Genomic DNA, 25,046 nt, shown 5'->3' with positions numbered 1-25,046 from the left:
CCTCATCGACCAAGGATTGTCACCCGTGCCTGAACCGCGCATCCGCCCGCTCGCCCTGTGCGTGTTTCACCACGCCGGGAAGATCCTGGTCAACGTCTTCGAGGACGCCGTGACCCGCCAGACCCTGTACCGGCCGCTGGGCGGTGGCATCGAGTTTGGCGAGACCGGCAGCGCAGCGATTGCCCGGGAGATTGACGAGGAGCTGGGCCAACCGATCAATGACATCCGCCTGCTCGGGACACTCGAAAGCCTGTTTGTTCATGACGGCAAGCCGGGGCATGAAATCGTCCTGGTGTTCGATGCGACCTTCGCCGACACCGCCCTTTATGCGCAGCCTTGGCTGGACGGTCACGAAAGCGACGGTGCGCGGTTCAGGGCGAAGTGGTGCGACAGCTCGAGCTTCAGCGCCGATACGCCGCTGGTGCCCAAGGGCCTGGCCGAGTTGCTCAAGGGCTTGTCACTGCTGGATTGAGTGGCTTGCTGTCGATGTCGATTTAGCACCGCCTCGTTCGACTACTCATCAGGAACCCACGCGTTTACGCGCCTGACAACTGACGAGGACAAGCCCATGCGGACGCTGACCGTTGCCGCTTTCATCAGCCTGGATGGCGTCATCCAGGCACCCGGGGGGCCGACCGAGGACACCACGGGTGGCTTTTGCTTCGGTGGCTGGATCGTGCCCTATGCGGACCAGGCCTCGGGCGAGGCCGTGGGCGAGTTGTTCGCGCAGCCGTTCGAGCTGCTGCTCGGGCGGCGCACCTATGACATCTTTGCCGGGTACTGGCCGCGGGTGACCTCCGAGATGCCGCACACGGGTATCGTCGAGGTGTTCAACCGGGTGCCCAAGCACGTCGCCACGCATGATCCGGACACGCTCGAGTGGCACAACAGCCATGCACTGGAGGGCGATCTGGCAAAGGCGATAAGTACACTGAAACAGCAAGACGGGGCACCGCTGCTGACCCAGGGCAGTGGCGAGCTGGTGCGCCAGTTGATGGCCGCCGGGGTGGTGGATGAGTTGCGGCTGATGACGCATCCGGTGGTGCTGGGGCGCGGCAAGCGGTTGTTCGATGAGACGGCGCAAGCGGCGGCGTTCAGGCTGGTGCAGTCATCCACGACCCCGACCGGGGTGCTGGTGGCGCGTTACGTGCGTGCGGGTGAGGTGCGCACGGGGTCATTCGAGACTGTTTGATGGTGGGTCAGTCCCGGCGTCTTCGCGGGTGAACCCGCTCCTACAGGGGTAGCGCTGTTCTGCGGCCTTTGCGCGGTACCTGTAGGAGCTGGCTTGTCCTGCGATGGGCCGCAAAGCGGCCCCGGGATCCAAAGTTCAACCCAGGGCTAAGCGGCCAGCCTCCCGCTGGCAATCGCCTCCGAGGCTGCCAGCATCGCCCGCAGCAACACCGCACACCCTGCCGCCAGATCTTCGGGCGTGGCGTTCTCGATCTCGTTGTGGCTGATGCCGTTCTCGCACGGCACGAAGATCATCCCCGCCGGCCCCAGCTCGGCCAGGAAGATCGCATCGTGCCCTGCCCCGCTGACGATATCCATATGCGCCAAGCCCAGGGTGCGTGCCGAGTCGCGCACGGCATCGACGCAGCCTTTATCGAAATACAACGCAGGGAAGTCCGCCGTCGGCGTCAGCTCGAAACTCAAGCCATGCTTGGCACAGGTCCCTTCGATCACTTCGCGCACCTGGGCGATCATCGAATCCAGCTGTTCGCCCTGCAGATGACGGAAGTCCAAGGTCATGCGCACTTCACCCGGGATGACGTTGCGCGAACCCGGATACGCCTGCAGGCAACCGACCGTGCCACAGGCATGCGGCTGGTGCCCGAGCGCCGCGCGGTTGACCGCCTCGACCACCGCCGCGGCGCCCACCAGGGCGTCCTTGCGCAGGTGCATCGGGGTGGGTCCCGCATGCGCTTCGACGCCGCGCAGGGTCAGGTCGAACCATTTCTGGCCAAGCGCACCGAGCACCACGCCAATGGTCTTCTGCTGGTCTTCGAGGATCGGCCCCTGCTCGATGTGCGCCTCGAAATACGCGCCCACAGGATGGCCGAGCACGGCACGCGGGCCGGCATAGCCGATGGCGTTCAGCGCCTCGCCAACGGTGACGCCCTGGGCGTCGGGCTTGGCCAGGGTGTCCTCGAGGGTGAACTTACCGGCAAACACCCCCGAGCCCATCATGCACGGGGCGAAGCGCGAGCCTTCTTCGTTGGTCCACACCACCACTTCCAGCGGCGCCTCGGTTTCCACGCCGAGGTCATTGAGCGTGCGGATCACCTCCAGCCCGGCCATCACCCCGTAGCAGCCATCGAACTTGCCGCCGGTGGGCTGGGTGTCGATGTGGCTGCCGGTCATCACCGGCGCCAGCTTGGGATTGCGCCCCGGGCGACGGGCGAAAATATTGCCGACGCCGTCGATGCTGACGCTGCAGCCGGCCGCCTCGCACCATTGCACGAACAGGTCGCGGGCCTGGCGGTCGAGGTCGGTCAGGGCCAGGCGACAGACGCCGCCCTTGGCCGTGGCGCCGAGGCGCGCGAGTTCCATCAGTGAGCTCCACAGGCGCTCACTGTCGACGTGGCGCTGGGTGGATTGCAGGACATCCTTGGCGGGATTCATGGGCGTGTCTCCTCAGGCGCTTTCTTCTGATGACGTTTTTGTGGGTGTCTGAGCGGGCCGCTTCGCGGGTAAACCCGCTCCTACAGGGTCAGCGGTGATCCTGTAGGAGCGGGTTTACCCGCGAAGCAGCCCCCTCGTTCTCACGGTAACGGCTTGGCCACACGTGCCGGGCTACGGGCGGCCAGGCCACCGAGCAGGTAATACAATCCCCCGCCGAGCAGCGAGCCGGTAAACCAGCCGTAGTCGTAGAACCAGCTGAAACTGCTGTTGCCGATGGCCATCACGGTCAGCGCCACCGGCAAGGCAAAGGCGGCAAAACCGGCCCAGTTCCACGCCGGGTAGACGTCGTCGCGGTACAGGCCGGCGAGGTCCAGCTGTTGCCGGCGTATCAGGAAGTAGTCCACCACCATGATCCCGGCAATCGGCCCGAGCAGGCTCGAATAGCCCAGCAACCAGTTGGAATAGACACTCTCCAGGCTCAGGTCGGAAACGATCCAGCCGAGCTTCTTGAGCAACTCGTGGCCCATCAGCAACAGGCCGATCACACCGGTCAGCAGCACCGCACGGGTCCGTCCGATCAAGCGCGGGGCGATGTTCTGGAAGTCGTTGGTCGGCGACACGATGTTCGCCGCGGTGTTGGTCGACAACGTGGCGATGACGATCAATGCCATCGCCAGCGCCACCCAGCCCGGGCTCTGGATGCGGCCGATCAGGCTGACCGGATCGGACACCGTCTCGCCCACCAGCGACGCCGACGCGGCGGTCATCACCACGCCCAGCGAGGCGAACAGGAACATGGTCAGCGGCAGGCCGAAGATCTGCCCGAGAATCTGGTCCTTCTGGCTCTTGGCGTAGCGGCTGAAGTCAGGAATGTTCAGCGACAGGGTGGCCCAGAAACCGACCATCGCCGTCAGCCCCGCGCAGAAGTAACTGACCACGCTGGCGCCTTCCGGGCGCTTGGGCGGTTGCGCCAGCAACTCGCTCATCGACATGTGCGGCAAGGCCCAGAACAGCAGGCCGAAACCGACCGCCACCAACAGCGGCGCCGACAGCGTCTCCAGCCACTTGATCGACTCCGCGCCGCGCAGCACTACCCACAGGTTCAGCGCCCAGAAGATCATGAAGCCGATCACCTCGCCGGTGCCGGCCAGGGCCTTCCAGCCGTCGAACACCGAGCCGAGGAACAGGTGGATGGCCAGGCCACCAAACATCGTCTGGATGCCAAACCAGCCACAGGCAACCACCGCGCGGATCAGGCACGGCACGTTGGAGCCGAGGATGCCGAACGACGAGCGCAGCAGCACCGGGAACGGAATGCCGTACTTGGTACCGGGGAAGGCGTTGAGGGTCAGCGGGATCAGCACGATCAGGTTGGCCAGCAGGATCGCCAGCAACGCCTCGCCGACGCTCAGGCCGAAGTAGGCGGTGAGGACGCCGCCGAGGGTGTAGGTGGGCACGCAGATCGACATGCCGACCCACAGGGCGGTGATGTGCCACTTGTTCCAGGTGCGTTGGTGGACCTTGGTCGGGGCCATGTCGTGGTTGTAGCGGGGGCTGTCGAGCACGTCACTGCCAGCATTCAGCTCGCACAACCCATCCTTTTCGATCACTTCGGATCTGCTCTGTTGCATGGGGCCTTCTCCAGATTTTTTCTAGTTGTTTGCTCATCGGGCTAATGCGATGGCCGGAGTACACACACCTGCGCGACTGCACCTGCGGCCCGGCCTGGCTGCGGGCGCAATCAATAAACGTGCCGGGTTGGCCGAAGCCGCCCCAACGGGCCGCCGCCGACCGTAGGTAACGCGCTGTTCTGCAAAGCATTCAGCAACAACCGCGAACATCCCGTGAGGGCCCTCGCGCACTGCTCGCACCGCACCTGGCCGCGGCGTCAGGTTTCAATCTGGTGCAGCCTGATTTTTTTACCCGCGGCTCGCGCTCCAACGCCAGGTTTCAAGCAGCTGATTTTGCATGGAAAATCTTGACCAATTTGGCATCTTGTCAAGTGCGTCAAAATGGTGAAGGGGCTCACCATTTTGGTGATTTTCGAGTTAAATCGTTATTTTTCAATAGGTTATTGAAGCTATAAGCTTATAAATTATTTTCTTGAACAAACCTTGATCAGCATCTAGATTTCATTCTTGTCAGGTCTGACAGGATTGCAAGTGACCTCCAGCCACTGACCGAAAAATAATTCAAGAACCGGCCCAGACCGGTCAGCCTGCGAGGAAGACGGCATGTCCCTGTTGATCCGTGGTGCCACCGTGGTCACCCACGAAGAAAGCTACCCCGCTGATGTCCTCTGTGTTGATGGCGTGATCCGCGCCATCGGCGACAACCTCGACACCCCCGCCGGCTGCGAGATCCTCGACGGCAGCGGCCGGTACCTGATGCCCGGCGGCATCGACCCGCACACCCACATGCAGCTGCCGTTCATGGGCACCGTGGCCAGCGAGGACTTTTTCAGCGGCACCGCGGCGGGCCTCGCCGGCGGCACCACCTCGATCATCGACTTCGTCATCCCCAACCCACAGCAATCGCTGCTGGAGGCCTTTCACACCTGGCGCGGCTGGGCTGAGAAATCCGCCAGCGATTATGGCTTTCACGTGGCCATCACCTGGTGGAGCGAGCAGGTCGCCGAAGAGATGGGCGAGCTGGTGGCCCATCACGGGGTGAACAGCTTCAAGCACTTCATGGCCTACAAGAACGCCATCATGGCCGCCGACGACACCCTGGTGGCCAGCTTCGAGCGCTGCCTGCAACTGGGCGCGGTGCCCACCGTGCACGCAGAGAACGGCGAGCTGGTCTATCACCTGCAGCGCAAGCTGATCGCCCAGGGCATGACCGGCCCCGAGGCGCACCCGCTGTCGCGCCCACCGCAGGTCGAAGGCGAAGCCGCCAGCCGCGCCATCCGCATCGCCGAGACGCTGGGCACGCCGCTGTACCTGGTGCACGTCTCGACCCGCGAGGCGCTCGATGAAATCGCCTACGCCCGGGCCAAGGGCCAGCCGGTCTACGGCGAAGTCCTGCCCGGCCACCTGCTGCTCGACGACAGCGTCTACCGCCACCCGGAGTGGTCGACCGCCGCCGGCTACGTGATGAGCCCGCCGTTCCGCCCGCGTGAGCACCAGGAGGCGCTGTGGCGCGGGCTGCAATCGGGCAACCTGCACACCACCGCCACCGACCACTGCTGCTTCTGCGCCGACCAGAAAGCCGCGGGCAAAGACGACTTCAGCCGCATCCCCAACGGCACCGCCGGCATCGAAGACCGCATGGCCGTGTTGTGGGACGCGGGGGTCAACAGCGGCCGCTTGTCGATGCACGAGTTCGTCGCACTGACCTCGACCAACACCGCGAAGATCTTCAACCTGTTCCCGCGCAAGGGCGCTATCCGCGTTGGCGCCGACGCCGACCTGGTGCTCTGGGACCCGCTCGGCACGCGCACCATCTCGGCCGAAACCCACCACCAGCGGGTCGACTTCAACATCTTCGAAGGCCGCACGGTACGCGGCATCCCCAGCCACACCATCAGCCAGGGCCGGGTGCTCTGGGCCGATGGCGACCTGCGCGCAGAACCCGGCGCAGGCCGTTACGTGGAGCGCCCGGCGTACCCCTCGGTGTTCGAGGTGCTCAGCCGCCGCGCCGAGCATCAGCGGCCGACGCCCGTCCAGCGCTGACCCACCCGCAAGGCCGCACCGGCTCAGCAGAAGCCGGGCGGCGCCGTATTGCTGTTGACTGCCATCCACCCGCACGGCGCGGGCGGGTAACCGCCGCCTGCTCCGACAAAAAAAATAGAGAGAGGCTACAACCGTGATCGATGCCCTGAACCACTTGCCGCGCCCCCGGGCCGGCGCCGAGGAGCTGGCCGGCCAGTTCGGCGACCTTGCCCCACCGCTTACCGCTCGCCAGGCCGCCGTCGAGAGTTCGCGCTGCCTGTACTGTTTCGATGCGCCCTGCGTCAACGCCTGCCCGAGTGAGATCGACATCCCGTCGTTCATCCACCGCATCAGTGACGAGAACCTGCAAGGCGCCGCCGAGCGCATCCTCTCGGCGAATATCCTCGGGGGCAGCTGTGCCCGCGTCTGTCCGACCGAGATCCTCTGCGAGCAGGCCTGCGTGCGCAACAACGCCAAGGAGTGCGCGCCGGTGCTGATCGGCCAGCTGCAACGCTATGCGCTGGACAACGCCGCGTTCAGCGAGCACCCGTTCAAGCGCTCGCCGGCCAGTGGCAAACGTATCGCGGTGGTCGGCGCGGGGCCTGCGGGGCTTTCTTGCGCGCACCGCCTGGCCATGCACGGCCACGACGTGGTGGTCTTCGAAGCACGCGAAAAATCCGGCGGCCTAAATGAATACGGCATCGCCCGCTACAAGCTGGTGGACGACTACGCCCAGCGCGAAGTCGAGTTTCTGCTGGGCATCGGCGGCATCGAGATCCGCCACGGCCAGCGCCTGGGCGACAACCTCAGCCTGACCGACCTGCACCAGCAGTATGATTCGGTGTTTCTTGGCCTGGGCCTGAACGCCGTGCGCCAGCTGGGCCTGCCCGATGAACAGGCGCCGGGCGTGCTCGCCGCCACCGACTACATCCGCGAACTCCGCCAGGCCGACGACCTCAGCCAACTGCCGCTGGCCGATCGCTGCCTGGTGATCGGGGCCGGCAACACCGCCATCGACATGGCCGTGCAGATGAGCCGCCTCGGCGCGCGCGACGTCAACCTGGTGTACCGCCGTGGCCACGCCGACATGGGCGCCACCGAGCATGAACAGGACATCGCCAAGGCCAACCAGGTGCGCCTGCACACCTGGGCCCGCCCGGACGCCGTGCTGCTCGACGACGATGGCCGCGTGCGCGGCATGCGCTTCGCCCGCACCGCGCTGGTCGAAGGCCGCCTGGGCGACACCGGCGAGACCTTCGAGCTGGCCGCCGATGCGATCTTCAAGGCCATCGGCCAATGCTTCGACGAGCACAGCCTGGGCGACCCGCTGGCCGCGCAACTGGCCCGCGACGGTGAACGCATTCGGGTCGACGCCGGCATGCGCACCAGCGTGCCCGGCGTGTATGCCGGCGGCGACTGCACCGCGCTGGGCCAGGACCTCACCGTGCAGGCCGTGCAACATGGCAAGCTGGCCGCCGAAGCCATCCATGCCCAACTCATGCTCAATGTGGAGGCTGCGTAAATGGCCGACTTGTCTATCGTGTTCGCTGGCATCAAGTCCCCCAACCCGTTCTGGCTGGCCTCCGCGCCGCCGACCGACAAGGCCTACAACGTGGTCCGCGCGTTCGAGGCCGGCTGGGGTGGGGTGGTCTGGAAAACCCTCGGCGAAGACCCGGCGGCGGTCAACGTGTCGTCGCGCTACTCGGCGCATTTCGGCCCCAACCGCCAGGTGCAGGGCATCAACAACATCGAACTGATCACCGACCGCTCGCTGGAGATCAACCTGCGCGAGATCACCCAGGTGAAGAAGGATTGGCCAGACCGGGCGCTGATCGTGTCGCTGATGGTGCCGTGCGAAGAAGAATCGTGGAAGTTCATCCTGCCGCTGGTCGAGGCCACCGGCGCGGATGGCATCGAACTCAATTTCGGCTGCCCGCACGGCATGCCTGAGCGCGGCATGGGCGCCGCGGTGGGCCAGGTGCCGGAGTACGTCGAGCAGGTCACGCGCTGGTGCAAGACCTATTGCTCACTGCCGGTGATCGTCAAGCTCACCCCCAACATCACCGACATCCGCCAGTCGGCCCGCGCGGCCCACCGTGGCGGCGCGGACGCGGTGTCGCTGATCAACACCATCAACTCGATCACCAGCGTCGACCTCGACCGCATGGTCGCCCACCCGATCGTCGGCGACCAGAGCACCCATGGCGGTTACTGCGGCTCGGCGGTCAAGCCGATCGCGCTGAACATGGTCGCCGAGATCGCCCGCGACCCGCAGACCCGTGGCCTGCCGATCTGCGGCATTGGCGGCATCGGCAACTGGCGTGACGCCGCCGAGTTCGTCGCCCTGGGCTGTGGCGCGGTGCAGGTGTGCACGGCGGCGATGCTGCATGGCTTTCGCATCGTCGAAGACATGCAGGATGGCCTGGCGCGCTGGATGGACCAGCATGGGCACCAGAGCCTGGAGGCGTTTCGCGGGCTGGCGGTGGGGCACACCACGGACTGGAAGTACCTGGACATCAACTACAAGGTCATCGCCAAGATCGACCAGGAGGCGTGCATTGGCTGTGGGCGTTGCCACATTGCCTGCGAAGACACCTCGCACCAGGCGATCGGCAGTACCTTGCAGGCGGACGGTACCCATGGCTACAGCGTGATCGAGGAGGAATGCGTGGGCTGCAACCTGTGCCAGATCACCTGCCCGGTCGAGGACTGCATCGAGATGGTCCCGCAGGACACGGGCAAGCCGTACCTGAACTGGACGCAGGACCCCCGCAACCCCTACCGCGAGGCCAGCTGAGGCCCTGAGATCGCCGGGGGCTGCTACGCAGCCCTTCGCGGCGGTCCGGCGTCCCGGCCGCTCCTACAAGGATTACCGCTAACCCTGTAGGAGCGGGCTTGCCGGGACGCCGGACCGCCGCGAAGAGGCCAGCACTGACACAACATGCCCCCAGCTCTCAAGGCTCCAACCCAATCCCCCGCAAGATCACCCCGGTCACCGTCTGCACCGCCCGCTCAAAGCCCATGTCCGACAACGCCTCACCACCATTGAGCAGCGCCACCTGATAACCAAAGTCGGCATAGTGCTGAGTCGACGCCCAGATCATGTACAGCAAGGCCGAAGGCTCGACGGGCAGAATCCGCCCCTCCTCCACCCAGCGGCGAATCTTGTTGATCTTCAACTGCGCCCACGGCACCAGGTTGTCATCCAGGCTCGCCCCGAGCAGCGGCGCGCCATGCAGCATCTCCTCCGCCCAGATCTTCGAACCCAGCGAACGCGAGCGCGAGTGGCTCATCTTCGCCCGGATATAACTGGTCAGCACCACCCGCGGATCGTCGAACTGCTCGAAGCACAGCGCATCCTGCTTCCACACGTCGAGCAGGTCCTGCAGCACCGCGCGGTACAGGTCGTCCTTGGTGCTGAAGTAATAGTGCAGATTGGAGCGCGGCAGCTCGGCCCGTTCAGCGATATCGCCCATTGAAGTGGCACCAAAGCCCTTCTCGGCAAACACCTGCTCGGCGGCCTGCAGAATCTTCTCGACGTTGCGCCGGCGGATCTCGATCTTGTGGTTGGCCATGGCCTGTCCAAAACGCCTGAAACCCCTCAAGGCTAACAGTTTTGCGGGTATCCGTGCGCAGCCAGATAGGCTGCCGGCCCCTCAGCCGGCAATTTACTCCACAACCGCCGCGGCCTTGCGCAAGCGCCAGCTCAACCAGCGCCCCACACTCAACAGCCAGACCAACCCGGCAATCACCCTGACACTCGTCAACATCCCTTCGACGCCCGTCTGGCTGATCAGCTTGCCGGCAACGAAGGGGAAGCCGAACACCCCGACAAAATACGCCAGGCTGAACAGCAGCAGCGCCTGCGCAGTCAGTTTCGACGGGGCCTCGTTCGCCGCCAGGCCATTGATCACCGAGTAGTTCAGCCCATAGCCGACCCCCAGCAGCGCGGCCGTCAGCAGGTAACTGATGCTGCCCTGTACCCACTCGCCAAAGCCCAGCACCGCGATCAGCATCAGCGTGGTCAACAGCGCCGAGGTCGACAGTGGATGACGCTTCACCACCCAGCCGGCGACCAGCAGCCGACAGGCGATGGCCGCGCCCATGAAGCCGACGAAGAACAGCGCATAATCCAGGCCGTGGCTGGCGGCGTAACTGGTCTGGAAACTGCCCATGCCACCAAAGATCGCCCCGCCCAGGCCGACCATCAGGATCGACAGCGCCGAGCGCGAGCGCAGCACGCTGGCCGCTGCGCCCAGGCTGATCTGCACCCGCTCGGCCGGGCGCTGCGCCGCGTCACCCTGAGCGCTACCCAAGCGCCAGAAGTACAACCCGCCGAGTGCCGCCGCCACTGCCGCGGCAACAAACGCCGCCTGCACCGGCAGCCCGGCAAGCCCTGCCAGCTTGCCGGCCAACGGGCCGCTGCCGATGCCCGCCAGCATGCTGCCTGACAGCAGCGCAAAGCAGTGCGTGCGCCGGGCCGGCTCGACCATCGCCGCGACCATGATCGGGCCGACCGTGTAGAACATCCCCCAGCCGACCCCGAGCAGCAGGCCGCAGCCCATCAGCAGCAGCCCGAGCCCCGGCGCCAGCGCGAAGCCTAACGAAGCGATCACCAGGGCCACGGCGCCCAGCGCAATACAGCGCGGTGCGCCCAGGCGCTGCATGACATGCCCCGAGGCCAGCACCGCCAGCAAGGTGCTGACCATGGCCACGGCGAAGACCTGCCCGGCATCGCGCTCGGTGCCGCCGAACGAGGTCACCAGTAACGACAGCAGGAAGGTCGCGCCGTAGGCGATCGAGAGGAGAAAGCTGGCGACGCAGAACAGGCCGAAGCGTGGGTGGGCGGGTGACGGCATTGCAGCGCTCCATGCGCGAGGAGGAGCGCTGTTTCTACCATGGATGGGGATTGCGATAGGCAATGGAATGGTGGAGTTGAGGTCGCGAGATTTGCACCTGACCGCACGCTATCCAGAGCGCTCCTCTCCACCCTGTGGGAGCGGGTTTACCCGCGAAGAGGCCCGTCCAGGCAACCTCGTCGTATGGCAAGGGCTTCGCCCTTGTTCGCGGGTAAACCCGCTCCCACAGGGTTATCCGGTGCTCTTGATTTAGCGCCGGGTGATCACTACCTCAAGGTACTCGCTCGGCACCACCAGCGAGACATCGCCCGCCACGTTGCCGTCATTCAACAGCTGCGTCAGATCACGCTCCAACGCCGCCGCAGCCTCGCTCTCCAACGACGCAAACGCCTTGTGCACCGGCCCATACCAGGTCCGAAACACATCGATGAAATGCGCCGCCGAGCGATAGCGGAAATTGAACTGCTCGCGGCTTACCTTGAGCGACCCGATCGCCTCGCCAAACAGCTCGCGCAGTTGCTCTTCATCGCCCCAGCGCGACGGCGGTTGCGCCCCGGCAGGCGGCGGCAAATGCCGGCCGAGGGTCTTGAACATCTGCCCGACGAAACCCTGCGGCGTCCAGTTGGCCAGGCCGATCCGGCCGCCCGGCCGGCAGACCCGGGCCAGCTCTTTAGCGGCCTGCGCCTGATCCGGCGCAAACATCACGCCAAAGGTCGACAGCACCACATCGAAGGTGCCGTCAGCAAACGGCAAGGCCTCGACATCGGCGGTCTGAAACTGCACCTGCAAGTGTTCGGCGCGGGCGCGCTCTTCACCACGTTTCAACAGCTCGGGCACATAGTCGGTGGAGGTCACCCGACATCCGCGGCGTGCCGCGGCCAGCGTCGCGTTGCCATTGCCGGCGGCGACATCCAGCACCTGCTCGTCCCAGCGCAGGTCACAGGCCTCGGCCAACCGTTCGCCGACCAACTGCAGGGTGGTACCGATGACGGCGTAGTCGCCGCTGGCCCACGCCGCCTGTTGGCGGGCCTTCAATGCGTTCATATCCAGGGGTGTGCTCATGGCGTGCACCTGATTGTTGCGCGCGGCCGCCATCCTTCAGGCGGTCGATGCGCCAGTGAGTGAGTGGAGGTTCTAGGCTGGGGGCGGCGGGGTTTGGCGAGTATGCAGTGTCGTCGTGGGACGAGCAGGAGTTCCCCGGCGGCGCGTCCAGGCCTTGAAAAGGCTAAGCGCCCTGTTTGCAAACAGGCAAGGGATGGCGTCGGGCGGGCAAGACGATTTAGCTACAACGCTAATAAATCAAACGAATAACGGAGGTGGCGCAGGACATGCGGGCCGGCTCGCATTTCGACACGCCGTGATCAGCCCCTCAAGCAGCACAACAGGGACCCTGTCATGGCGATCACGTGCATGGCTTGGGGACTTGTACCGCGCTCGAGATCGAGCGGCGCTCGATCCTGAGGACGCTACAAAAGCCAGTGGCATGCACATCAGAGCCAAACAGATTCCATGCCCCTACCTAGCATTTTTGCCAGTTGTGCACCCCCGGCCAATATCCAGACACTGCACCCAGCGCACACCTCCCCTACCGCAAGTAGGGAGGTGATCGATGCCGAGTTACTCACTGTCTCGCTCAGGATGAAGCCATGAATAAAAAACAACTGGTCGCCGCTATCGCCGAACGTGCCGGCATCTCTAAAATCCTGGCGCGAAAGGCGCTGGACTCGATCCTGGAAGCCGTTGGAGAAACGCTGAAGCAAGGCAAAGCCGTCGGCATCGTCAACTTCGGCTCCTTCAGCGTTTCCCAAACCAAGCCACGCGTCGGGCGCAATCCGCGCACCAAGCAGAGGATCAACATTCCATCGTGCAACAAGCCCACGTTCAAAGCCGGTCAAGGCCTGAAACGAACGGTCAACCCCGCATTCTGAGAGAGCTAAGCCCCATCAATCAGGGGCTTGTCCGGCCCGGCCTCAACCACACCGGGCCCGATCCCGCGCCGGGCACTCTGCCCGGTGCAGATTCAACGCCGTGTTGATAATGCCGATATGGCTGAACGCCTGCGGAAAATTGCCCAGCATGCGCTTGCCCGCCGGGTCGTACTGCTCCGCCAGCAACCCCACCTCGTTGCACAGCCCGAGCAGGCGCTCATACAACGCCTGCGCCTCGGCCTCGCGCCCCAGCAGCACATACACATCCGCCAGCCAGAACGAACACACCAGAAACGTGCCCTCCCCCGGCGTCAGCCCGTCGCTGCAACTGTCGCTGTCATAGCGCATCAGCAACCCATTCTTCAGCAAACGCTGCTCGATCTGCTCGAGGGTGCGCAGAAAGCGCGGGTCATCCGCCGGCAAAAACCCGGTCAGGGCAATCTGCAACAGGCTGGCATCCATCTCCTCCGAGCCATACGCCTGAACGAAGAACCTGCCTTGCGCATCGAGCCCGCGCTCGCATACTTCGCGACGAATCTCGTCCGCCACGTGCCGGTAATGTTGACCCCGCTCGCGGTCCTCTTCGGTGGTACCCGCCAGCCCCGCCGCGCGGTCGAACGCCACCCAGGCCATGACCTTGGAGTGGACGAAGTGCTGGGTGCCGCCGCGCACCTCCCAGATGCCCTCGTCCGGCTCGCGCCAGATGCTTTCCACGTACGGCATGATCAGCCGGGCAATCGCTGAGCTGCGTGGATGGCGCGGCAAGCCGCCCTTGATCGCCTGGGCCATGGCGTCGGCGACTTCGCCATAGATGTCCAGCTGGCGCTGGCCGGCCGCCGCATTGCCGACCCGCACCGGCTGCGAGTGCTCGTAGCCGGCCAGCCACGGCAGGCTGTACTCCTGCAGGTCGCGCTCGCCCGCCAGGCCGTACATGATCTGCATCTGCTCAGGATTACCGGCCACCGAGCGCAGCAGCCATTCACGCCAGGCCTGGGCTTCGTCGAAGTAGCCGAGGTTCATGAACGCGAGCAGGGTCATGGTCGCGTCGCGCAACCAGCAGTAGCGGTAATCCCAGTTGCGCTCGCCGCCCACGCGCTCGGGCAGCGAGGTGGTCACGGCAGCGACGATGCCGCCGGTGGGGGCGTAGGTCATGGCCTTGAGGGTCAGCAGCGAGCGGCGCACCTGAGCGCTGTAGCGGCCGACGTCGGGGCAGCGGTCGGCGAAGGCCTGCCATCGGCCGAGGGTGCGCTCGAGGGCGTCGCTGATGTCGCAGTCGGGCTGCACCGGCAGGTGCGAGGGCTGGTGGCGCAGGCTGAAGCTGTGGCGCTCACCAGCCGCGACGCGAAAGCGCGAGACGGTGTGGTGGTCGCGGGCGTGGGTGCTGACGGTGCTGCAGAGGATCAGGCGGTCGGGGCCGGCGACGGCGCTGAGGGTCAGCGGGTCGAGCTTTTCTACCCAGGGCACGCTGCGGCCGTAGTCGAAGCGCATCACCAGGTCCATCTCGAAATTGGTTTCGCCGGCGAGGCCTTCGACGATGCGGATCACCGAGTTGGCGTCGCCGAGCGGCATCAGGTCGAGCACCCGGGCGCGGCCGGTTGCAGTGGTGTAGGTGGTTTCCAGGACGAGGGTGTCTTGCAGGTACTGGCGCTCGCTGAGTTCGACAGGGTCGCAGGGGGCCAGGCGCCAGCGGCCGTTTTCTTCGTTGCCGAGCAAGGCGGCGAACACCGCGGGGGCGTCGAAGCGTGGCAGGCAGAGCCAGTCGAGGGAGCCGTCGCGGCTGACGAGGGCGGCGCTGCGGCAGTTGCCGAGCAGGGCATAGTCTTCGATCGGGGCGGGCATTGGCGCTCCTTGAGTGGGGGGTTCCTGGGTTTTCGAGGGTCTCTAGGTTGGTCTGGCCAATGGGTGGGTTAAGTTCCGACCCGGAGTCGAGATAGTTGGGGCCGCTTTGCGGCCCATCGCGGGCAAGCCCGCTCCTACAGGCGCAGCTCAGCCCTCTGTAGGAGCGGGCTTGCCCGCGATGGGCTGCGCAGCAGCCCCAGTGCATCACCCCAATGAATGCCACTCACGCTTGTCGCGGGTCAGCAGTTCGTTGCCGGCCTCGGGGCCATCTTCGCCGGCGGGGTACGCATGCACCTCGCTTTCATTGGCCCACGCATCGAGAAACGGCTGCACCGCACGCCAGCCGTTCTCGATGTTGTCGGCGCGCTGGAACAAGGTCTGGTCGCCGGTCAGGCAGTCGTAGATCAAGGTCTCGTACCCCGTCGCCGGGGTCATCTTGAAGAAGTCCTTGTAGGCAAAGCCCAGCTCGACATTCTCCATCACCAGCTCAGGCCCCGGCCGCTTGGCCTGCAGATCAAACCACATGCCTTCATTCGGCTGGATCTGGATCTTCAGGTAGTTGGGCTTGGGCCGCTCCAGCTCCGACTCACGGAACTGCGCATACGGCGCCGGCTTGAAGCAGATGGCGATCTCGGTGTCGCGCACGCTCATGCGCTTGCCGGTGCGCAGGTAGAACGGCACGCCGGCCCAGCGCCAGTTGTCGATCATCACCTTGAGCGCGACGTAGGTTTCGGTCTGGCTGTCGGTGGCGACATTGCCCTCCTCGCGGTAGCCCGGCACGCGCTTGCGGCCTTGCTTGCCCGCGCTGTACTGGCCGCGCACGGAGTTTTTCAGGGCCATTTTCGCCGACCATGGGCGGATCGCGCCGATCACCTTGGCCTTTTCACCGCGCACGGCATCGGCGCCGAACGCCGCCGGTGGCTCCATGGCGACCATCGCCAGCAGCTGGAACAGGTGGTTGGGGACCATGTCGCGCAGCGCGCCGGTGTTGTCGTAGAACGCACCGCGGGTCTCGACGCCAACCGTTTCGGCGGCGGTGATCTGCACGTGATCGATATAGTGGTTGTTCCAGAACGACTCGAACAGGCCGTTGGAAAAACGGCTGACGAGGATGTTCTGCACCGTTTCCTTGCCCAGGTAATGGTCGATGCGGTAGATCTGCCGCTCGCTCATCACCTTCAGCAGCCGGGCATTCAGCGCTTCGGCGCTGGCCAGGTCGGTGCCGAAGGGTTTCTCCACCACCACCCGCCGAAAGCCCCCGGCGGATTCGTCGAGCAGGCCGGCATCGCCCAGGCGCTGTGCCACTTCCGGGAAAAAGCGCGGCGAGGTCGCCAGGTAGAAAATCGCATTGCCGTGGGTCGTCTTGGCGATGCGTTTGGCCAAGGCCTCATAGGTGGCCGGGTCGAGGAAGTCGCCGGTCTGGTAGTCCAGACGCTTGGCCAGCTTGGCCCAGACCTTGTCGTCCAGGCACTTTGTCGCGCCCTCGCCCTTGTCGCGGTCGGCCATGAACCCGTGCAGGCGCTCGGCGAACGCCTCGGCGGTCGCCGCGTTATGGTCGACGCCGACGATCCGCAGGTTGCGGTCGAGCAGGCCGTCACGGCTGAGGTTGTACAGCGCCGGGGTCAGCAGGCGCTTGACCAGGTCACCATTGGCACCGAACAGGAACAACGTGCACGGCGGTGCTGCGGGGATCTTCTGTTGGCTCATTCGCGTTTTTTCTCGACATGCCCACCAAAGCCCAGGCGCATGGCCGAGAGCACTTTATCGCCAAAGGTGCCCTGCTGCTGGCGCGAGCGGAAGCGCGCGAACAGGGCGCTGGAGAGCACCGGCACGGGGACCGCCTGCTCGACCGCGGCGTCGATGGTCCAGCGGCCTTCGCCACTGTCCGACACCGAGCCGCTGAAGTCGGCCAGCGCCGGGTCGGCGACCAGGGCATCGGCGGTCAGGTCGAGCAGCCACGAGGTGACCACGCTGCCGCGCCGCCAGACTTCGGCGATCTCCGCCACGTCGAGGTCGAAGCGCTGCGCCTCGGGCAGCTCCGGGCCGCCCTTGCTGCGCAGCAGGTCGAAGCCCTCGGCATAGGCCTGCATCAGGCCGTATTCGATGCCGTTGTGGACCATCTTCACGTAATGCCCCGAACCCGCCGGGCCGGCATGGATATAGCCGTGCTCGGCACGCGCCGGTTCGCCGCTGCGGCCCTGGGTGCGGGGGATGTCACCAACGCCCGGGGCAAGCGCCTTGAACAGGGGTTCGAGGCGCTCGAAGACGTCCTTCTCGCCGCCGATCATCATGCAGTAGCCGCGCTCCAGGCCCCACACGCCGCCGGAAGTGCCGACGTCGAGGTAGTGCAGGCCGCGCGTGGCCAGCTCGCTGGCCCGGCGCATGTCGTCCTTGTAGAAGGTGTTGCCGCCATCGATGATCGCATCGCCCGGCTCGAGCAGCTCGGCCAACTGGGCGATGGTCTGCTCGGTCGCCTCACCGGCCGGCAGCATCACCCACACGGCGCGTGGCGCCTCGAGCTTCTGAATCAACGCGCCGAGGTCGTGCGCACCGCTTGCGCCCTCTTTGTGCAGGGCGGTCACCGCCTCGCGGTTACGATCGTGGACCACAGTATGATGCCCTGCACGCATCAGCCGTCTTGCGATATTGCCGCCCATGCGGCCCAGCCCGACGATTCCCAGTTGCATGTGCCGACGCTCCCTCAGAAATGGATGACAAGGCAGTTCAGGTTTTCAGATTAGTCCAGCACTTCGCCCGAGGGTTCAGCGACGAACGGCGTGACAACGATAAACAAAAAAGTTCCCATGACTGCAGAAAGAATTCAGAATGCGCCCCGCGCGAAGCGTCTACGCTTAAAAATGTCACTAGCCAATTGCGAGGTGTGCAATGGGTAACTTTATGCCAGCTACTCCCGTCCAGACCCTTTATGTCTCCGTACGCCGTGATGAACTGCGCCGTCTGAAGGAAGAGCGTGACCAACTGCAGCGCCAAGTGGCGCAACTGAGCATGCTGCTGGAGCAGAGCCGCAGCGACGGCAAAGCTGTCAGCGTCTGATCTTAGCCCTTTCCTCCAGTGGGAGCTGCCTTGGCTCCCACGCTGCTTTGCCCCCTGCCCTGATCTCGAATACCTGTGTGGCTGAGCCATTTTGGGGCCGCTGCGCGCCCCATCGCGACGCAAGGCCGCTCCCACACGCCCGTTGAGTAATCACTAAAAACAATTGAATTGGGAACGATTCGTGTTTATGGTGCGCGCATTCCTCATTTCTCCATTCACGTCTGCCCCGAGGCGTTGCATGTCGCTGCCTGAATCGGATTCGACCCTCCCGCTCGATGCCTTGTATGGCGCCCACCACGGCTGGCTGCAAGCCTGGTTGCGGCGCTCGCTCGGCTGCTCGCAGCAGGCGGCCGACCTGGCCCAGGACACCTTCGTGCGCCTGCTGGTGCGCAACCAGCCGGTCAGTGACCGTGCCCCGCGCGCACTGCTGGCGCGCATCGCCCGCGGCCTGGTGATCGACCATTGGCGCCGTGATGCGCTGGAACGCGCCTACCTCGACGCCCTGGGCCGGCTGCCCGAGGCCAGCCACCCTTCACCCGAGGTGCGCCACGAGGCCTTGCAGTGCCTGGAGCGCATCGCGCAGATGCTCGACGGGCTCAAGCCGGCCGTGCGCGAGGCCTTCCTGCTGTACCAGCTGGGCGGCCTGACCCACTCCCAGGTGGCCGAGCAGCTGGGCATCTCCAGCCGCACCGCCGAACGCCATGTGGCGAGCGCCCTTCTGCACTGCTACCAGGTGTGCTTCGAGGGCGCGCCATGAGTGCCAGCGCCGAGCGCTTGCCGCAGGCGATCGTGTGCCAGGCCATCGAATGGCAGATGCGCTTGCGCGATCACCCGGACCACGCCGAGCTGCACGCGCAACTGCAGGCCTGGCGCCAGCGTGACGGGCGCCACGAGCTGGCCTGGCAACGCATGCGCCAGCTCAGTGGGCAGTTCCAGGCCAGCCAGTTGCCCGACGCGGTGCAGACCAGCGCCCTGCTGCGCCGCGCCGAAACCGATGTCAGCCGCCGGCGCCTGCTCAAGCTGCTCGGCGTCGGCCTGGCCGTGGGCAGCACCACCTTGCTGGTCAGCAAGGCCCCGCCGGGATGGCGCAGCGACTTCGCCACCGCCACCGGCGAGCGCCGCCAGCTCGACCTGGGCAGCGACCTGCAGGTGACGTTGAACAGCAACAGTGCGCTGGACGTGCAAGGCCGCGAGCTGATCCTGCGCAGCGGCGAAGTGCTGCTGGACGGCAATGCCTGGCGCGCAAGCTGCCGCTTCGCGCTCTGTGAAGGCCAGCAAGCACGCGCGGTGCTGCGTGAACGCGAGGGCTACAGCGAGCTGCATGTCGAACGTGGCGAAGTGCGGGTGACCGCCAACAGCGGCAGCCGCACCGTGCAGGCCGGCAGCGGCCTGGCGATCGAGGCCGGCGGCTTGCGCGAGCTGGCCCCGGGCGCACTCGACCCGTTTGCCTGGAGCCGCGGCCTGCTGATCGTCAGCGACATTCGCCTGGACGACTTCCTCGCTGAGGCCGGCCGCTATCGCCAAGGTTGGCTGGGCTGTGACGCCGAGGTCGCCGCGCTGCGCCTGTCGGGCGTGTTCCGCCTCGATGAGCCGGCGTTGATGCTGCGCAACATTAGCCACCTGTTGCCGGTGCGCGTGGTCGAGCGCACGCGCTGGTGGGTGCGTGTCGCCCACGCCTGAAAAAAATCTGTCGGACTTTGCCGGCTCATCCGGTTAGGGATGATCACTCCCTCAATGGTCCTCCTTCATGTTGCCTGCCCGCCGTCTGCCAAACGCCCGCGCGCCCTTCCCTGCGCGCACCCTGCCACGTGCCATCTGCCTGGCCCTGAGCCTGTTCGCCGGCGCCGCCCTGGCCGAAGCGCAGACCGCCCCGAGCATCCCCGCCGGGCCACTGGCACACGCGCTGAGCACCTTTGCCGAACGCGCCGGGATCACCCTGTCGTTCTCGCCTGAAGCGGTGCGCGGCCTGAACAGCCCTGGCCTGGCCGGCGGCGGCTCCGTGCAGGACGGCCTGACCGCCCTGCTCAGCGGCAGCGGCCTGGCGGTGCACAAGACCGCGTCCGGGTATGTGGTGCTGCCCGCCGCGACCGACGCCGGCCTGCAACTGGAGCCGACCAACATCGACGCCAACGCCGCCCAGAGCGCGTTCGCCCCGGTCAGCGGCTACTACGCGAGCAACGCCAGCAGCGCGACCAAGACCGACCGGCCGATCCTCGAGACCGCGCAGAGCATCAGCGTGGTCACCGCCGAGCAGATCGCCGACCGCAAGGTCGACCGGGTCGAGGACGCCGTGGCCTACACCGCCGGGGTCCGCGTCGGCAGCTCCGGGCTCGACCCACGCTTCGACATGATCAGCGTGCGCGGCTTCGAGACGACCATCGCCGCCGACTTCCTCGACGGCCTGCGCCAGCCCGGCAGCGGCTGGCTCTCGCTGTACCAGACCGAGGCCTACAACCTGGAGCGCATCGAAGTGCTCAAAGGCCCGGCGTCGGTGCTGTACGGGCAGATCAGCCCCGGCGGCATGGTCAACCGGGTGAGCAAGCGGCCGAGCCTGGAGGCGAAAAACGAGGTGCAGATCCAGTCCGGCAACTACAACCGCGAGCAAGGCCAGTTCGACCTCGGCGGGCGCCTGGACGCAGAAGGTGACCTGCTGTTTCGTGTGGTCGGCGTGTACCGCGATGCGGAAAACTACATCGAACAGCTGAACAACGACGTGCGCCTGATCGCCCCGTCGCTGACCTGGCAGATCGACCCCGACACGCGCCTGACCGTGCTCGCCCAGTACCAGGAGCGGGAAACCGCCGGTTCGCCGATGCTCTACAAGGACGGCGATCACCTGACCAACTTCTGGCAGGGCGACGAATACTTCGACAAGCTCGAGCAGCGCCAGTGGACCCTGGGCTACGAATTCGAGCACGTGTTCAACGACACCTTCACCTTCCAGCAGAACCTGCGTTACGGCCAGATCGACACCACCAACCAGTACCTCGAGCCGTCGGAAGCCGGCGATGGGCATACCCTCGATCGCTATGCCGTGGGTATCTACGAGCACCTCGAGTCGGTGTCGACCGACACCCGCCTGGTCAGCCGCTTCGCCACCGGCGACCTGCAACACACACTGGTGACGGGGTGGGATTACGCCATGATCGACACCTCACTGCTCTACGCATGGGGGGCCGGACCGTCGATCGACCGGTATGCACCGGACTACCACCAGTTCGTCGCCCGCCCCAGCGATGCACTGGCCGATCAGGACGGCCTGGAGCACCGCAGCGGCCTGTACCTGCAAGACCAGATCGAGATCGATCGCTGGCGCCTGTCGGCCGGGCTGCGCCGTGACTGGGTGCATGTCCGCCGCAGCGACAACATGAATTCCAGCAACAACCGCAAGGACAGCGACTCGGCCACCACCGGCTCGGTGGGCGCGCTGTACCTGTTCGACAACGGCGTGGCGCCCTACGCCAGCTACGCCACCTCGTTCCTCCCGCAAAGCAGCGCCAAGCCCGATGGCAGCCCGTACAAGGCCATCGAGGGCGAGCAGTACGAAGTCGGCGTGAAGTACCAGCCGCCGGGCAGCTCGACCCTGCTCACCGCTTCGCTCTATCACCTGACCCAGCAGAACGTGCTGACCCGTGACCTGGCCGACGCGACCCGCAGCATCGCCACCGGCGAGCAGGTGTCGCGCGGCCTCGAGCTGGAAGCCGTGTCCGACCTCAATGACCGCCTGAAGATGACCGCCAGCTACAGCTATAACAAAGCCGAAGTCACCAAGAACAACGACGGCAACACCGGCAAGGCCCCCATGAACGTGCCTCGCCACCTGGCCTCGCTGTGGCTCGACTACCGCCTGCCATTCGGCCTCGGCGTGTCGGGCGGCGCGCGCTACACCGGCAGCAACTACGGTGACGCGCAGAACACCGAGAAAAACGAAGGCTACACCCTGGTCGACGCCGGCGTGCACTACGACTTCGGCGGCGGCCTGGATGGCGTGCGCCTGGGCTTCAACGCCCGCAACCTGTTCGACAAGCGCTACATCAATTGCCAGCAGGGCTACTGCTACCGCGGTGAAGCGCGCAGCCTGGTCACCAGCCTCAGCTATCGCTGGTAAGGAGCCTGCACATGATCCGCCGACGCCTACTGCTTTGCCTGAGCGCGTTGCTGCTGCCCGTCATGGCGCTCGCCCAGGCTGCTCCGGTGACCCTCGACGGCACTGAGCAATGGACCCTGAAGAGCGCCGAAGGCCGCGAATACCGCATCATGATCAGCCTGCCGGAGGGCGACGTGCCGTGGACCGGCGGCTATCCGGTGATCTACCTGCTCGACGGCAACGCCTACTTCCCGGCGTTCCATGCCGCCAAGCGCGCGCAGGACCGTTTGCGCGGGGCGATCGTGGTGGCCATCGGTTACCCCAGCGACACCCCGCTGGACTTCGAGCGCCGCGCTTTCGATCTGTCGCCGCCACAACCGGCCGAGCGCAACGTGCCGGCGCAGGGCGGCCAGGACCTGTTCCTGGACTTCATCGAGCAGCGCCTGATGCCAGAGGTCAATGCACGCTTCAAGGTCGACCAGGACCAACGCAGCCTGGTCGGGCATTCGTTTGGCGGCATGTTCGGGGTCTATACCCTGTTCACCCGCCCGGCGTTGTTCCAGCACGTGGTGGCGGTGAGCCCGAGCCTATGGTGGCGCGATCGCTACCTGATGGTGCATGAGCGGGCGTTTACCCAGCGCGCGCAGGCCGGGCAGCTGGACCTGACCCACAGCAGCCTGACGCTGATGATCGGCGACCGGGAAATGCCCCAGGAGATTCAGGATGCGCGTGCGTTGCAGCACCGGCTGGAGGCGCTGTCGGGGTATGGGCTGCGCAGTGATTTCCAGCTGGAGTCAGGGGAAGATCACATGTCGATGCCGTTTCGGGTGGCGGCGCGGGTTTTGGATGAGTTGATCAGTACGCGACGTTTTTGAGCGCCCCCACTGGCCTCTTCGCGGGCAAGCCCGGCTTAACTGACTGGCATTGGTCTTGCCCCGCGAAGAGGCCATTCCGCCTTGCACCAATAGGGTGCACAGTCCGATCCATGCCTTCTCATGAGGCACCCGAAAACCGCCACTGCCCCGCAACTGTGCCAACAAAAAATCCCCTTCCCCGCTCCTCTCCAAAGCCCAGCGCAGACGCCAACGTTTGCGTCTAGTCCGCGTCATAACGAAAGTGACCAACGGGTCACCTTTTTATCCGTTCGTCTCCTACACTCAGGTTTCGGCCCGCCATTTGCTCTGGAAAATACCGACACCAAATAAGTCGAACTTTCCAAATCAACGGTGGGTCAGGAAGTAAGTAGGCCAGCGCAACGGGATACCCCAGCCACGGCCACCCACCCCGATCAGTCACACCGCCTTCGGCAGGAATGCCGATCGCGCAGTGCGTGCGCGCACGACCCAGGGCATGGATAGCGTTACCCGAATCAGATTAGAGAGAAACCAATACGAAACACTGCAGCGGGTGCCAGCCACCCGGCTAAATAGGGACGGAGAGAAGTATGATCAGTGCCGCTGTCGAGCCTCACGTAGAGTCATTCAAATCGGACAACCGCGAGCCGCTCAAGCCGGACTTCGCCACGACAGGCATGGCACCTGGCGCCCAGCGCCAAAACAACCCGAACAAACGCAAAGTGCTGTTCGTCACCTCTGAAATCGCCGACCTGGTCAAGACCGGCGGACTGGGCGATGTCTCCGCCGCCCTGCCCCGCGCACTGGCCCACCTGCACGATGTGCGCGTGCTGATCCCCGGCTACCCGCAAGTGATCGACAGCGACAACCCGATCCATATCGTCGGCGAGCTCGGCGGCCACGCGGCATTGCCACCGTGCAAGCTGGGCCGCATGGACCTGGCCGACGGCCTGGTCATCTACGTGCTGATCTGTCCCGAACTGTATGAGCGTGAAGGCACCCCCTACGGCGCCAACAACGGCCGCGACTGGCCCGACAACCATATCCGTTTCGCCCGCCTGGGCCTGGCCGCGGCCGAAATCGCCGCCGGTGAAGGCATGGCCCACTGGAAGCCCGACCTGGTCCACGCGCATGACTGGCCCGCGGGCCTGGCACCGGCCTACATGCACTGGCGCGGCCTGAGCACACCGACCCTGTTCACCATTCACAACCTGGCCTACCAGGGCGTCTACAGCCGCGCGTGCAGCCCTGAGCTGGCGATCCCGGCGCACGCCATGCAGCAGGAAGGCATGGAGTTCTACGGCAAGCTGTCGTTCCTCAAGGCCGGCCTCGCCTACTCCAGCCACATCACCACGGTGAGCGCCACCTACGCCAAGGAAATCACCACCCCGGAGTTCGGCTGCGGCCTCGATGGCTTCCTGGCCAGCAAGGCCCAGCAAGGGCTGCTGGGCGGCATCCCGAATGGCATCGACGAAAGCTGGGACTCGGCCACCGACAAGCACCTGCATCACAACTTCAGCCTCAACGACTGGGACGGCAAGGCCCGCAACACCGAGCAGGTGCGTGAGCTGTTCGAGCTCGAACCCTCCGAGGGCCCACTGTTTGCCGTGGTTTCACGCCTGGTCTACCAGAAAGGCCTCGACCTGACCCTCGGCGTTGCCGACTACATCGTCGAGCAAGGCGGCCAGATCGCGATCATTGGCCGCGGCGAGCCGGAAGAAGAACAGGCCATGCGCGAGCTGGCCCTGCGTCACCCGGGCCGCATCGGCGTGCGCATCGGCTTCAACGAGACCGACGCGCGGCGCATGTTCGCCGGCAGTGACTTCCTGCTGATGCCTTCGCGCTACGAGCCTTGCGGCCTGAGCCAGATGTACGCCCAGCGCTTCGGTTCACTGCCGGTGGCGCGCAACACCGGCGGCCTGGCCGACACCATCGAGAACGGCGTGACCGGCTTCCTGTTCGACGAATCGACAGTGGAGAGCTACCGCGAGGCCCTCAGCCGCGCCTTCTATGTCTACGGCAAAAAGGACCTGTTGCATGCCATGCGCTGCCTGTCCATGACCCAACCGTTCAACTGGTGCCAGGCGGTGGAACCCTACGCGCACCTGTATGAGGACCTGGTGAAGCAGGTTCAGCTCGGCCACTACTGA

The 25,046-nt window shown here is 65.5% G+C and carries 20 protein-coding genes; 12 read left to right on the top strand and 8 right to left on the bottom strand.

The features are described from left to right. Positions 1–25: 25 nt before the first annotated feature. Positions 26–472, top strand: coding sequence for an NUDIX hydrolase (locus CCOS865_RS10340; protein ID WP_119140392.1), 447 nt, complete (start codon positions 26–28; stop codon positions 470–472). Between the two features lie 96 nt (positions 473–568). After that, a complete protein-coding gene (locus CCOS865_RS10335; protein WP_119140390.1) occupies positions 569–1,192 on the top strand; it encodes a dihydrofolate reductase family protein in 624 nt (207 codons plus the stop codon). 146 nt (positions 1,193–1,338) lie between these two features. Here the strand turns inward: CCOS865_RS10335 and CCOS865_RS10330 are convergent, their stop codons facing one another. After that, positions 1,339–2,622: a Zn-dependent hydrolase gene (locus CCOS865_RS10330; RefSeq protein ID WP_119140388.1), complete on the bottom strand. Its 1,284-nt coding sequence runs from the start codon at positions 2,620–2,622 to the stop codon at positions 1,339–1,341. A gap of 140 nt (positions 2,623–2,762) precedes the next feature. Continuing rightward, on the bottom strand, positions 2,763–4,253 hold the full coding sequence (locus CCOS865_RS10325) for an NCS1 family nucleobase:cation symporter-1 (protein WP_119140386.1): 1,491 nt from the start codon (positions 4,251–4,253) through the stop codon (positions 2,763–2,765). A gap of 603 nt (positions 4,254–4,856) precedes the next feature. On the opposite strand from CCOS865_RS10325, the gene hydA reads away from it, so the two are divergent. The 3 genes from hydA to preA all read left to right on the top strand — a co-directional run bounded on the left by hydA (position 4,857) and on the right by preA (position 9,072). Then, positions 4,857–6,296: a dihydropyrimidinase gene (hydA, locus tag CCOS865_RS10320; RefSeq protein ID WP_119140385.1), complete on the top strand. Its 1,440-nt coding sequence runs from the start codon at positions 4,857–4,859 to the stop codon at positions 6,294–6,296. Positions 6,297–6,429: 133 nt separating this feature from the next. After that, entirely contained in the window at positions 6,430–7,797 is a 1,368-nt protein-coding gene (locus CCOS865_RS10315; protein WP_119140384.1) for an NAD(P)-dependent oxidoreductase, read from the top strand. Beyond that, positions 7,798–9,072, top strand: a complete 1,275-nt coding sequence (gene preA / locus CCOS865_RS10310) for an NAD-dependent dihydropyrimidine dehydrogenase subunit PreA (protein WP_119140383.1) — start codon at positions 7,798–7,800, stop codon at positions 9,070–9,072. It begins immediately after the preceding gene. Between the two features lie 157 nt (positions 9,073–9,229). On the opposite strand, the gene CCOS865_RS10305 is transcribed toward preA, so the two are convergent. The 3 genes from CCOS865_RS10305 to CCOS865_RS10295 all read right to left on the bottom strand — a co-directional run bounded on the left by CCOS865_RS10305 (position 9,230) and on the right by CCOS865_RS10295 (position 12,196). Continuing rightward, positions 9,230–9,850, bottom strand: coding sequence for a TetR/AcrR family transcriptional regulator (locus CCOS865_RS10305; RefSeq protein WP_119140382.1), 621 nt, complete (start codon positions 9,848–9,850; stop codon positions 9,230–9,232). A gap of 93 nt (positions 9,851–9,943) precedes the next feature. Continuing rightward, on the bottom strand, positions 9,944–11,134 hold the full coding sequence (locus CCOS865_RS10300) for an MFS transporter (protein WP_119140381.1): 1,191 nt from the start codon (positions 11,132–11,134) through the stop codon (positions 9,944–9,946). Between the two features lie 249 nt (positions 11,135–11,383). Beyond that, positions 11,384–12,196, bottom strand: coding sequence for a class I SAM-dependent methyltransferase (locus CCOS865_RS10295; protein WP_119140984.1), 813 nt, complete (start codon positions 12,194–12,196; stop codon positions 11,384–11,386). 584 nt (positions 12,197–12,780) lie between these two features. Between CCOS865_RS10295 and CCOS865_RS10290 the strand changes: the two genes are divergently transcribed. Then, a complete protein-coding gene (locus CCOS865_RS10290) occupies positions 12,781–13,062 on the top strand; it encodes an HU family DNA-binding protein (protein ID WP_119140380.1) in 282 nt (93 codons plus the stop codon). Between the two features lie 42 nt (positions 13,063–13,104). Here the strand turns inward: CCOS865_RS10290 and CCOS865_RS10285 are convergent, their stop codons facing one another. The 3 genes from CCOS865_RS10285 to gnd form a co-directional block, all read right to left on the bottom strand. Beyond that, positions 13,105–14,901 (bottom strand): glycoside hydrolase family 15 protein, encoded by a 1,797-nt coding sequence (locus tag CCOS865_RS10285; RefSeq protein WP_119140379.1) that lies wholly within the window; start codon positions 14,899–14,901, stop codon positions 13,105–13,107. A gap of 204 nt (positions 14,902–15,105) precedes the next feature. Continuing rightward, a complete protein-coding gene (zwf, locus tag CCOS865_RS10280) occupies positions 15,106–16,608 on the bottom strand; it encodes a glucose-6-phosphate dehydrogenase (protein WP_119140378.1) in 1,503 nt (500 codons plus the stop codon). Next, complete coding sequence (gene gnd / locus CCOS865_RS10275) at positions 16,605–17,606, bottom strand: phosphogluconate dehydrogenase (NAD(+)-dependent, decarboxylating) (RefSeq protein WP_279630124.1); 1,002 nt, start codon at positions 17,604–17,606, stop codon at positions 16,605–16,607. The genes zwf and gnd overlap by 4 nt, the downstream gene beginning before the upstream one ends. Positions 17,607–17,787: 181 nt before the next feature. On the opposite strand from gnd, the gene CCOS865_RS28180 reads away from it, so the two are divergent. The 6 genes from CCOS865_RS28180 to glgA all read left to right on the top strand — a co-directional run bounded on the left by CCOS865_RS28180 (position 17,788) and on the right by glgA (position 25,046). Further along, the gene (locus CCOS865_RS28180; protein ID WP_244216078.1) at positions 17,788–17,955 is read left to right on the top strand and encodes a DUF6026 family protein; all 168 of its coding nucleotides are present in this window, start codon (positions 17,788–17,790) and stop codon (positions 17,953–17,955) included. A 238-nt stretch (positions 17,956–18,193) separates the two neighbouring features. Then, a complete protein-coding gene (locus CCOS865_RS10270; RefSeq protein ID WP_119140374.1) occupies positions 18,194–18,712 on the top strand; it encodes a sigma-70 family RNA polymerase sigma factor in 519 nt (172 codons plus the stop codon). Continuing rightward, positions 18,709–19,635 (top strand): DUF4880 domain-containing protein, encoded by a 927-nt coding sequence (locus CCOS865_RS10265; RefSeq protein ID WP_119140372.1) that lies wholly within the window; start codon positions 18,709–18,711, stop codon positions 19,633–19,635. Before CCOS865_RS10270 ends, CCOS865_RS10265 begins: the two co-directional genes overlap by 4 nt. 67 nt (positions 19,636–19,702) lie before the next feature. Continuing rightward, complete coding sequence (locus CCOS865_RS10260; RefSeq protein WP_119140371.1) at positions 19,703–22,063, top strand: TonB-dependent siderophore receptor; 2,361 nt, start codon at positions 19,703–19,705, stop codon at positions 22,061–22,063. 11 nt (positions 22,064–22,074) lie between these two features. Then, on the top strand, positions 22,075–22,917 hold the full coding sequence (locus tag CCOS865_RS10255; protein ID WP_119140369.1) for an alpha/beta hydrolase: 843 nt from the start codon (positions 22,075–22,077) through the stop codon (positions 22,915–22,917). A gap of 569 nt (positions 22,918–23,486) precedes the next feature. Beyond that, positions 23,487–25,046: a glycogen synthase GlgA gene (gene glgA, locus CCOS865_RS10250; RefSeq protein WP_119140367.1), complete on the top strand. Its 1,560-nt coding sequence runs from the start codon at positions 23,487–23,489 to the stop codon at positions 25,044–25,046.

Origin of the sequence: Pseudomonas reidholzensis (genome assembly GCF_900536025.1) — a bacterium.
Taxonomy (GTDB): domain Bacteria; phylum Pseudomonadota; class Gammaproteobacteria; order Pseudomonadales; family Pseudomonadaceae; genus Aquipseudomonas; species Aquipseudomonas reidholzensis.
The sequence above is the reverse complement of the archived record's forward strand: the minus strand, read 5'-3'. Positions and strand labels throughout refer to the sequence as shown.

What these genes read in the sequence shown, in the direction of transcription:
- CCOS865_RS10335 (WP_119140390.1), top strand. Translation starts at nt 569, where the DNA reads ATGCGGACGCTGACCGTTGCCGCTTTCATCAGCCTGGATGGCGTCATC.
- CCOS865_RS10330 (WP_119140388.1), bottom strand. Translation starts at nt 2,622, where the DNA reads ATGAATCCCGCCAAGGATGTCCTGCAATCCACCCAGCGCCACGTCGAC.
- CCOS865_RS10325 (WP_119140386.1), bottom strand. Translation starts at nt 4,253, where the DNA reads ATGCAACAGAGCAGATCCGAAGTGATCGAAAAGGATGGGTTGTGCGAG.
- hydA (WP_119140385.1), top strand. Translation starts at nt 4,857, where the DNA reads ATGTCCCTGTTGATCCGTGGTGCCACCGTGGTCACCCACGAAGAAAGC.
- preA (WP_119140383.1), top strand. Translation starts at nt 7,798, where the DNA reads ATGGCCGACTTGTCTATCGTGTTCGCTGGCATCAAGTCCCCCAACCCG.
- CCOS865_RS10305 (WP_119140382.1), bottom strand. Translation starts at nt 9,850, where the DNA reads ATGGCCAACCACAAGATCGAGATCCGCCGGCGCAACGTCGAGAAGATT.
- CCOS865_RS10300 (WP_119140381.1), bottom strand. Translation starts at nt 11,134, where the DNA reads ATGCCGTCACCCGCCCACCCACGCTTCGGCCTGTTCTGCGTCGCCAGC.
- CCOS865_RS10295 (WP_119140984.1), bottom strand. Translation starts at nt 12,196, where the DNA reads ATGAGCACACCCCTGGATATGAACGCATTGAAGGCCCGCCAACAGGCG.
- CCOS865_RS10290 (WP_119140380.1), top strand. Translation starts at nt 12,781, where the DNA reads ATGAATAAAAAACAACTGGTCGCCGCTATCGCCGAACGTGCCGGCATC.
- CCOS865_RS10285 (WP_119140379.1), bottom strand. Translation starts at nt 14,901, where the DNA reads ATGCCCGCCCCGATCGAAGACTATGCCCTGCTCGGCAACTGCCGCAGC.
- zwf (WP_119140378.1), bottom strand. Translation starts at nt 16,608, where the DNA reads ATGAGCCAACAGAAGATCCCCGCAGCACCGCCGTGCACGTTGTTCCTG.
- CCOS865_RS28180 (WP_244216078.1), top strand. Translation starts at nt 17,788, where the DNA reads ATGGGTAACTTTATGCCAGCTACTCCCGTCCAGACCCTTTATGTCTCC.
- CCOS865_RS10270 (WP_119140374.1), top strand. Translation starts at nt 18,194, where the DNA reads ATGTCGCTGCCTGAATCGGATTCGACCCTCCCGCTCGATGCCTTGTAT.
- CCOS865_RS10265 (WP_119140372.1), top strand. Translation starts at nt 18,709, where the DNA reads ATGAGTGCCAGCGCCGAGCGCTTGCCGCAGGCGATCGTGTGCCAGGCC.
- CCOS865_RS10260 (WP_119140371.1), top strand. Translation starts at nt 19,703, where the DNA reads ATGTTGCCTGCCCGCCGTCTGCCAAACGCCCGCGCGCCCTTCCCTGCG.
- CCOS865_RS10255 (WP_119140369.1), top strand. Translation starts at nt 22,075, where the DNA reads ATGATCCGCCGACGCCTACTGCTTTGCCTGAGCGCGTTGCTGCTGCCC.
- glgA (WP_119140367.1), top strand. Translation starts at nt 23,487, where the DNA reads ATGATCAGTGCCGCTGTCGAGCCTCACGTAGAGTCATTCAAATCGGAC.